Genomic DNA, 4,599 nt, shown 5'->3' with positions numbered 1-4,599 from the left:
CAGACTTAGATCTTGCGCAGAACGGTGACTACTTTGCCCATGATTTGCGCATGGGTGCCGTCGATCGGGGAGTATGCGGGGTTGTGGGGGATGAGCCACACGTGGCCGTGCTCCTTGCGGAAGGTTTTCACGGTGGCTTCGTCATCGAGCAGCGCCGCGACGATGTCTCCGTTTTCGGCGCTCTGCTGTTCGCGCACAACCACGAAATCGCCGTCGCAGATGGCCGCGTCAACCATGGAATCCCCGTGGACTTCGAGCATGAAAAGATTGCCCGTGCCAGTGAGTCGCTCCGGAAGCCTCATGACGTCTTCGATGTGCTGCTGGGCGGTAATCGGAGTGCCTGCTGCAATCCTGCCCACAAGGGGTACATCGCGCGACTCAAGAATGGATTCCTGATCGTCTGTGGATGCTGCCGCCGCGGGGAAGGGGAAAATCTGCGCGGACTGTTGATGCACGGATTCGGATGGAACGGATGGCGCTGTAATGGACTGATCCTCGACGAGCTCTATGGCTCGGCCTTTTTTTGCGCCGATGCGGATATAGCCGCGGTCGGCGAGCACCTGCAACTGGTGTTTGACCGATGACGGGCTTTTCAGACCTACCAAATCGCCGATTTCTCGGAATGACGGGGCATAGCCGTGTTGAGCGACATGAGTGCGGATGGCGTCCAGCACCTGGCGTTGGCGGTTGCTCAACGCCGATGATTGCTGGCTGTGCTCGTCTTCATGCCTAGACGGGAATGCGATGGTGCCCACATCAAATCCTTTCGTTCTCCACTAGCATAACCGAGCCTGCGGGAAAAATCAAACAAATGTTCGACACGCCACTTGTCAACTTCGAACGTCTGTGTCATAATTAGAACACCTGTTCGATAGAACATATGTTCGAAGGGTTGCGGGTGATCGCAATGTCGCCGTGTGGCGGCGCGGGTCGCAAGACAGCTGGTACATGCGCATGGCTGGTATTGCGGATCAGTCATGACGCATGAGGCATAACGCACGGGAAGGCGGAGAGGTATGCGAGCTCAGGAGTATATGGGGATTGGTTCTGTTGGCTATCGCGCTGTTCGGACGCGCCCAGGCGAGGGGGTTGGTGTGCTGCATCGGCGCGGAACTGCACGAGAGTCTGCTATCGCTGTAGCGAACAGTCGGTCTGTGTTGTCGAAGGGTTTGATTGTCGCTTTGTTGGCGATTGCAGTGGTGTTCGGGTGGGGCATGCTAGAACCGCGGACAGCGGAATCGGCGACCCCGGTGCAAACCGTAACTTACCAGGTGCAAGCGGGGGATACCCTGTGGCAATATGCACAGGAGGTGACGCCTGCTGGCGGTGACGTGAACCAGAAGGTTGATGAAATCGTCAGGCTCAACAATTTGCAATCCACTGGTCTCAAACCGGGGGAATCAATTGTGGTGCCCATTGACTGACGATGGCTGGCAAGTTCGAGTTGATACCGGTCACTGGTTGACAAGTGAGAACGGCAAGTTGGGGCTGTCGACTATGGTTGAAGGTATGCATTGCCCGTTTTGCCAGAATCCTGAAACCAAGGTGGTCGACACCCGTATCAACGAGGACGGTCATTCCATTCGTCGTCGTCGTGAATGCCTCAAATGCGGCAGACGCTTCACCACGGTGGAAACCACGATGCTTCTGGTGCAGAAACGCTCGGGCAATGTGGAGCCGTTCGACCGCAACAAGGTAGTCAACGGTGTGCGTAAAGCCTGTCAAGGGCGCCCGATTGACGAGGATCAGCTCAAGATGCTCGGTCAGCGTGTAGAGGAAGACCTGCGGTCCCGCGGTCTGGCGACGGTTAAATCAGACGAGGTGGGCAAGGCAATTCTCAAACCGTTGCGCGATTTGGATGAAGTCGCGTACATGAGGTTCGCCAGTGTGTATCAGAACTTTGAGAACCTGCAGGACTTCCAGCATGCCATCGATGAGCTGAACGCCAGCAAAGCCAAGGAGCTTAACGACGTTCACTGACCATGCGTCGGCGGATTGGTATGGTCGCTATTGCAGGCAACAGGCATTCCGTCGTTCTCAATCAGGCATGACACGTTGACGCGTGACGGTGCAGACCCATATAAGAAACCGGTCAGACTCCATCGGAGCCTGACCGGTTGTGATATCAGCTGAATACCGCTGGCTCAAACGTGAGCATCGGTTGACATACAGCGACCCCGCGGATCCACCCAGAGAGCCTCTCGGGGAACGATATCTGCAAGCACACTGCAAGCAGACTTCAAGCACCTGCACGCACCTACAAGAAACGCCGTGAAGAGCTCTTATACCAGCACTTCACGGCGCATCTAGCGAGAAGTTAACGAACGCGCTACGGACGCATCAGCATCCGCATCCCTGGCGCGTCACGTGCATCAGCGTTCAGTGTCTTCAACCGTGTTGTCGTCGGTGAGGACACGCATGCGAATCGTTCCTTCGATATGGCTCAGCGCGTCAATAGTCGCCTGGTCGGGGACTTCGGCGACATCGGTGACCACATATCCCAACTCACCTTCGGTGCCGAGGGACTGTGCGGAGATGTTGATGTTCTCCTCACCGAGGATGTGGTTCATCTTGCCCAGCACGCCAGGCAGATTGGCATGAAGATGCGCGATGCGTGCGACGCCGCGGTTGTTGCCGAGGTTGAGCTGTGGGAAGTTCACGGACAGTGCAGCGGAACCCTTGAACCAGTAGTCTTCCAGACGCTGCGACACGAAATGGCCGATGGATTCCTGCGCTTCGAGCGTGGAGCCGCCGATATGCGGTGTCAGGATCATATTGTCCTCGTCAGCCAGCGGGGTGGTGAACGCATCACCGCTCTTCTTAGGCTCGACCGGGAACACGTCAACGGCCGCACCGGAGATATGCCCGGAATCCAGATGGCGCTTGAGCGCGTCCAAATCCGCGACAAAACCGCGAGACAAGTTGATGAAAATAGCGCCCTGCTTCATGTGGGAGAACTGTTCCTCACCGAAGAAGCCAGTGTTCGACTTGCGCCCGTCCACATGCAGCGTCACGGCATCGGACTGCTCAAGGAGCTCATTGAGGCTCGACATGCGCTTGGCGTTGCCCATCGCGAGCTTCTCCTCAAGATCGTAGAACAGTACGCGCATGCCCATGGCCTCGGCGAGAACCGAAAGCTGGGAGCCGATATTGCCGTAGCCGATGATGCCGAGCGTCTTGCCACGCACCTCGTGGGAACCGCTTGCGGACTTGTCCCACACGCCGTGCTTCATATGGTGCGTGTGTGCGGGGATACGGCGCATCAGACAGATGATATCGCAGATGACCAGTTCCACCACGGAACGGGTATTCGAGTACGGCGCGTTGAACACGGCGATGCCGCGCTTGCCCGCGTAGTCGAGGTCGACCTGGTTCGTGCCGATGCAGAAGCAGCCGATGGCGGTCAGGTCGGGACGGGCGTCGATCACCTTGCGCGTGACATTCGTCTTGGAGCGAATGCCCAGCAAATCAACACCGTCGAGCGCGTCGATGAGCTCATCCTCGCTCAGAGCGCCCTTGAGCGTTTCCACTTCAAAACCGTGGTCTCGCAGCGATTGCGCCGCGAACGGATGAATATTCTCTAATAACAATGCTTTGGGCATACTACTACCTTAAATCATCAATTGACGTTCGTCATCCTCTGTCCGCACTATAAGCAGACGTTGTGTCGGACGGGTCATCGCCACGTACAGATCCGCGGCGGCAACCAGTCGTGAAGGCGCGGTCTGTTCGATTTCTCCGGGCTCGACGACAATGACCGCGTCGAATTCCAGGCCCTTGACTTCCTCGGTGGTGCACACCATGACCTGTCGATCCCAACTGCTTTGCTCCGCAAGTCGCTTGTAGCGTTGTTCGGGCAACCCGTCGCGCAACGCGTCGTCGACCGTCGATTGCATGGCGGGAAGACGCTCGGGGGAGCAAATGACCGCGATGCGTCCGGTGCCGTCATCGCTGATGAATTCCTTGACCAGGCCGAGCGTGCGCGAGGCGACATCGGCGTTGAGCTCGGCATCGGAATGCACAACAACGCGCCGGACGGAATCGTCGACATGCCGCACGGCCTTGACCGTCGAGACATACAGGCCTTCCCGTTGGGCGAAATCAGAGGCCAAGTCGGAGACCTCCTGCGGATTGCGATAATCGATGGTTAATTCGTTGAGATCCCAATGATCAGGCCCGAACAACCGGTCCATGGTTTTCGCCCACGAGCGTGTGCCACCGAGCGCAGAGGTCTGCGCGACATCTCCGACGATCGTAAACGAACGAGACGGGCAGCGTCTGATGAGCATCCGCCAATCCATGGCGGTCAGTTCCTGCGCCTCATCGACGACGATATGCCCGTAGGTCCATTCACGGTCGGCCGCCGCATGCTGGGCGATGAGTTCGTCGTCGCCGCCGTTGATGTTGTCAAGCAGCATTTGCGAAGTGACAATACCTGTGCCGATTCCGGCCTGTGCGAGCGTATCGCTGGCGAACTGTTCCTCTTCGGCTCGCTTGGCGTCCTGCGCCGCCTGTCGTGCGGCTTGGCGGGGGTCGGGGCCGAGCAGCTCCAACGCCTCGTCGAGCAGAGGGATGTCGGAACGGGTCAGCGGCGAGCCT

At 58.0% G+C, this 4,599-nt stretch carries 4 protein-coding genes and 1 pseudogene; 2 read left to right on the top strand and 3 right to left on the bottom strand.

The window, feature by feature from the left end:
* Positions 1 to 5 precede the first annotated feature (5 nt).
* On the bottom strand, positions 6 to 755 hold the full coding sequence (gene lexA / locus ACI38B_RS02405) for a transcriptional repressor LexA (protein ID WP_439729375.1): 750 nt from the start codon (positions 753 to 755) through the stop codon (positions 6 to 8).
* 261 nt (positions 756 to 1,016) lie between these two features.
* Here lexA and ACI38B_RS02400 point away from each other — a divergent pair, with 261 nt between their 5' ends.
* Entirely contained in the window at positions 1,017 to 1,424 is a 408-nt protein-coding gene (locus tag ACI38B_RS02400) for a LysM peptidoglycan-binding domain-containing protein (protein WP_439729374.1), read from the top strand.
* Between the two features lie 85 nt (positions 1,425 to 1,509).
* Positions 1,510 to 1,980, top strand: coding sequence for a transcriptional regulator NrdR (gene nrdR, locus ACI38B_RS02395; protein WP_439729378.1), 471 nt, complete (start codon positions 1,510 to 1,512; stop codon positions 1,978 to 1,980).
* Between the two features lie 392 nt (positions 1,981 to 2,372).
* Here nrdR and serA read toward each other — a convergent pair whose 3' ends face one another.
* Together serA and ACI38B_RS02385 are read right to left on the bottom strand one after the other, a co-directional pair.
* Entirely contained in the window at positions 2,373 to 3,602 is a 1,230-nt protein-coding gene (gene serA, locus ACI38B_RS02390; RefSeq protein ID WP_439729373.1) for a phosphoglycerate dehydrogenase, read from the bottom strand.
* Between the two features lie 9 nt (positions 3,603 to 3,611).
* A pseudogene (locus ACI38B_RS02385) lies at positions 3,612 to 4,599 on the bottom strand (ATP-dependent DNA helicase); the annotation flags it as partial.

This window comes from Bifidobacterium sp. (assembly GCF_051876855.1).
Classification (GTDB): domain Bacteria; phylum Actinomycetota; class Actinomycetes; order Actinomycetales; family Bifidobacteriaceae; genus Bifidobacterium.
This window is presented reverse-complemented; position numbering and strand designations above follow the sequence as displayed.